5 protein-coding genes are annotated in these 2,959 nt (G+C 37.8%); 3 read left to right on the top strand and 2 right to left on the bottom strand.

The window, feature by feature from the left end; all coding sequences use genetic code 11:
• Window positions 1–44: 44 nt before the first annotated feature.
• Entirely contained in the window at window positions 45–524 is a 480-nt protein-coding gene (locus ACP6PM_RS35555) for a Uma2 family endonuclease (RefSeq protein WP_426591582.1), read from the bottom strand.
• A gap of 146 nt (window positions 525–670) precedes the next feature.
• Window positions 671–871 carry a cytochrome b6f subunit PetP gene (petP, locus tag ACP6PM_RS35550; protein ID WP_293092263.1) on the bottom strand — a complete coding sequence of 67 codons (201 nt, stop codon included), beginning with the start codon at window positions 869–871 and terminating at the stop codon, window positions 671–673.
• A 460-nt stretch (window positions 872–1,331) separates the two neighbouring features.
• Between petP and hisF the strand changes: the two genes are divergently transcribed.
• From hisF to ACP6PM_RS35535, 3 genes are all read left to right on the top strand, one after another.
• On the top strand, window positions 1,332–2,102 hold the full coding sequence (gene hisF / locus ACP6PM_RS35545; protein ID WP_426591581.1) for an imidazole glycerol phosphate synthase subunit HisF: 771 nt from the start codon (window positions 1,332–1,334) through the stop codon (window positions 2,100–2,102).
• Between the two features lie 101 nt (window positions 2,103–2,203).
• Window positions 2,204–2,416, top strand: a complete 213-nt coding sequence (locus ACP6PM_RS35540; protein WP_293092259.1) for a hypothetical protein — start codon at window positions 2,204–2,206, stop codon at window positions 2,414–2,416.
• 321 nt (window positions 2,417–2,737) lie between these two features.
• A complete protein-coding gene (locus ACP6PM_RS35535; RefSeq protein ID WP_426591580.1) occupies window positions 2,738–2,950 on the top strand; it encodes a hypothetical protein in 213 nt (70 codons plus the stop codon).
• Window positions 2,951–2,959: the final 9 nt, after the last annotated feature.

The following is a 2,959-nucleotide window of genomic DNA, read 5'->3' as shown; positions in this document are numbered from 1 at the left end:
TATCAGTTATCAGTTATCAGTTATCAGTTATCAGTTATCAGTTATCAGTACCTCTGCCTGTTTGCGCAGCATTCCGCAGGAAAGCCAGAGGCTTGAAATACGGAATATTCTTTTTTTATCCCCTTAAAAGGGGAGGCTTGAGACCCAAATTTTCGGTCAACATTCAGATCGACCCGTCGCTTGCCTCGCATTTGAGCATGGTTTTGGATATAGAAACATTGATCCGGTTCAATACCACTTTCCATACTTTCTCCCTTGAAAGTAGTAGAACCAAAACACTCGCAATCTATTTCTAACTCATCCAGCAAAATTTTCACTACATCACCCAAGAGTTCTTTATCAACTTCATGTTTTGGTGTAGGCATTCTGATTTCTAAAGTTCCCCGATCGTAAGCAATTCGAGAAGAGCGATGCTCACCTAACTCTTCAAGAACAGACTCAAATTCAGCCCACTTTAGGTTGTTAATTAACAACCTTTGACCGGGGGGAATCGTCAGTTGTTGAAGTAGTAAGGTGACTGCCATGATAAATGTTATCTGATTTTGGATTTTAGTCAAGAATCATCAGAGATTGAGCATTAAGCAGAGGTAAACTGGAAGTCCAGCAAGACTAAAAGTAATACTTTTCTTCTAATTTACTTTCATACCTAATGCTCTACTTTTAGTATTCGTTAGGAAATTGCTTCTATTTCATCTTCAAAAAACCAAGTGCCCATTTTTTCTTCAAATTGGACCCAGTAGCCAATTCCACTACCGTCTACCATTTTGAATTCTGTGATTGTACCAATGGGATTTTGCTTCAATCGATTGATTATATTTCCAGGTATCTTTTGTTTTATACCTTTTACTTTAACTTTTTGACCAATTTCCATTTTTGTTTACAGTGTTCTTCGAGTGGTATTAATCAATCCATAGTTTATCTGAATTTAGTGCTTGAGCACAGTTCTATCATCCTAAGTCAAAAGTCAAAAATTAAAAGTCAAAAGTTAAAATCCTGTTGCGACTGAGGCATTCCTCTGTAGTGCGGGCATCTTGCTCGCTAGCATCTTGCCCTAGTGCGGGCATCCTGCCCGCTAGCACCTGATTGAGATATAGCAATGAGCGCTCAGGTATTTACAAGGCCCAGCTCAAAGTGCATTCTAGAAAAGGCCTACAAAAAATAATGTGTAAATATGCCAGCGCACATTGCTATAAAATTCGCAATCTAAAATTTACTTAATTTTTACCTCCCCAAAAATATCTTGTAACGACTGACTAGACTTATTTTCTTGATCAATCTCAACTCTAAAATCGGCCATAATATACTCTGCTATCTAAGAGTAATTTATTTATATGCTGGCCAAAAGAATTTTACCTTGTCTTGATGTTAATGCAGGCCGAGTCGTCAAAGGTGTCAACTTTGTGAATCTTCAAGATGCTGGAGACCCTGTGGAACTAGCCCAGGTCTATAATGATGCTGGTGCTGATGAGTTGGTATTTCTAGATATTACGGCCACTCACGAAGACCGAGATACAATAATAGATGTAGTTTATCGGACTGCAGAGCAGGTTTTTATTCCTCTGACAGTGGGAGGCGGTATTCAATCCTTAGAAAATATTAAAAATTTATTAAGAGCAGGTGCAGATAAAGTAAGTATAAATTCAGCAGCAGTCCGTAATCCGGACTTTATTAATCAGGCTAGTGACCGTTTCGGAAATCAATGTATTGTAGTAGCTATTGATGCTCGTCGTCGTTCAGATCCAGATAACTCAGGATGGGATGTATATGTGCGAGGTGGCCGAGAAAATACTGGCAAGGATGCGATCGCTTGGGCAATAGAAGTAGAAAAAAGAGGGGCAGGAGAGCTGCTTGTCACAAGTATGGATGCTGATGGAACCCAAGCAGGTTATGACTTAGAGCTGACAAGAACTATAGCAGAAAGTGTTCAGATTCCAGTAATTGCTTCTGGGGGTGCGGGTAACTGCCAGCATATTTTTGAGGCCTTAACTGAAGGTAAAGCAGAAGCAGCATTACTAGCTTCTTTGCTACATTACGGTCAACTAAGTATAGCAGAAATTAAAGATTATCTTGCTGGCCATCAAGTGCCTGTAAGACAAAGTTAAGTTTATTTGTAACTTTTATTTGAGATTTTCTAAATAAAAATACTTAGATATATTTTTAAGAAATGTTGTTACAATAAAATAATTGTTACAAAACGTAACTTATGTTGGTCACAATTCTAATACTTGATGTTGCTTTAGTTGCTTGGGCTCTGCATTTGATGCAAGAGTCATTCCATCATCGAGAATTTTCTCTAATGCTAGCAGGTATCTTAGTTGCTATATCTGCTGCAGCAATGATGGTGGTTTATTTTCTCATGGGTACTTGTATGACTCACCTAACTCAAATGTCTCAACATTCCTACACATATTTTTAAGCTGGTCATCAGGGTATGATGTTCCTCAAGAAGGCCAGATACCCTGGTAGATCGTCCGATAAAAATATTGTAGAAATTTTTTGATTAATTTCTTGACTTACACAGAAAAAATTAGGTATTATAAATAATTATTTGGTTAGGGGTTATAGCTCAGTTGGTAGAGCGCCTCAATGACATTAAATCTTGGAGTAATTTTATCGGTTAAAGCGATAGAACTGACTTTAAAGTTTGCGATCTTAAAGATATTCATGTCATCAACAAGGTATCTCAGTGGTGTTTGATTAAGCTTCATTTTTTGGCCAGTAATAAAGGATGAAGCCAGTGAAAATTGGAAAAATAAATATCGAAACAATAAAGGGGTTATATCGTCTCAGGTGGACAGACCCCTTTTTCGGTCGTCGTAGTTTGACTATATGTTCAATAAAAACGGTTGACGGTTTAAAATTGACAAAAGCTAAGGTGTCGGAAATTGATTCTGACTTAGCTAAAGAACTACAAAAGTTAGCTAAGAAGATGAGAGCCAGGCGGTTTTAACCCCTGGAT

The organism is Dapis brunnea BLCC-M229 (assembly GCF_050015995.1).
Taxonomy (GTDB): Bacteria; Cyanobacteriota; Cyanobacteriia; order Cyanobacteriales; family Microcoleaceae; genus Trichodesmium.
The sequence above is the reverse complement of the archived record's forward strand: the minus strand, read 5'-3'. Positions and strand labels throughout refer to the sequence as shown.

Bases quoted from the DNA above. Each gene is read 5' to 3' on its own strand.
- ACP6PM_RS35555 (WP_426591582.1), bottom strand. From the start codon at position 524: ATGGCAGTCACCTTACTACTTCAACAACTGACGATTCCCCCCGGTCAA.
- petP (WP_293092263.1), bottom strand. From the start codon at position 871: ATGGAAATTGGTCAAAAAGTTAAAGTAAAAGGTATAAAACAAAAGATA.
- hisF (WP_426591581.1), top strand. From the start codon at position 1,332: ATGCTGGCCAAAAGAATTTTACCTTGTCTTGATGTTAATGCAGGCCGA.
- ACP6PM_RS35540 (WP_293092259.1), top strand. From the start codon at position 2,204: ATGTTGGTCACAATTCTAATACTTGATGTTGCTTTAGTTGCTTGGGCT.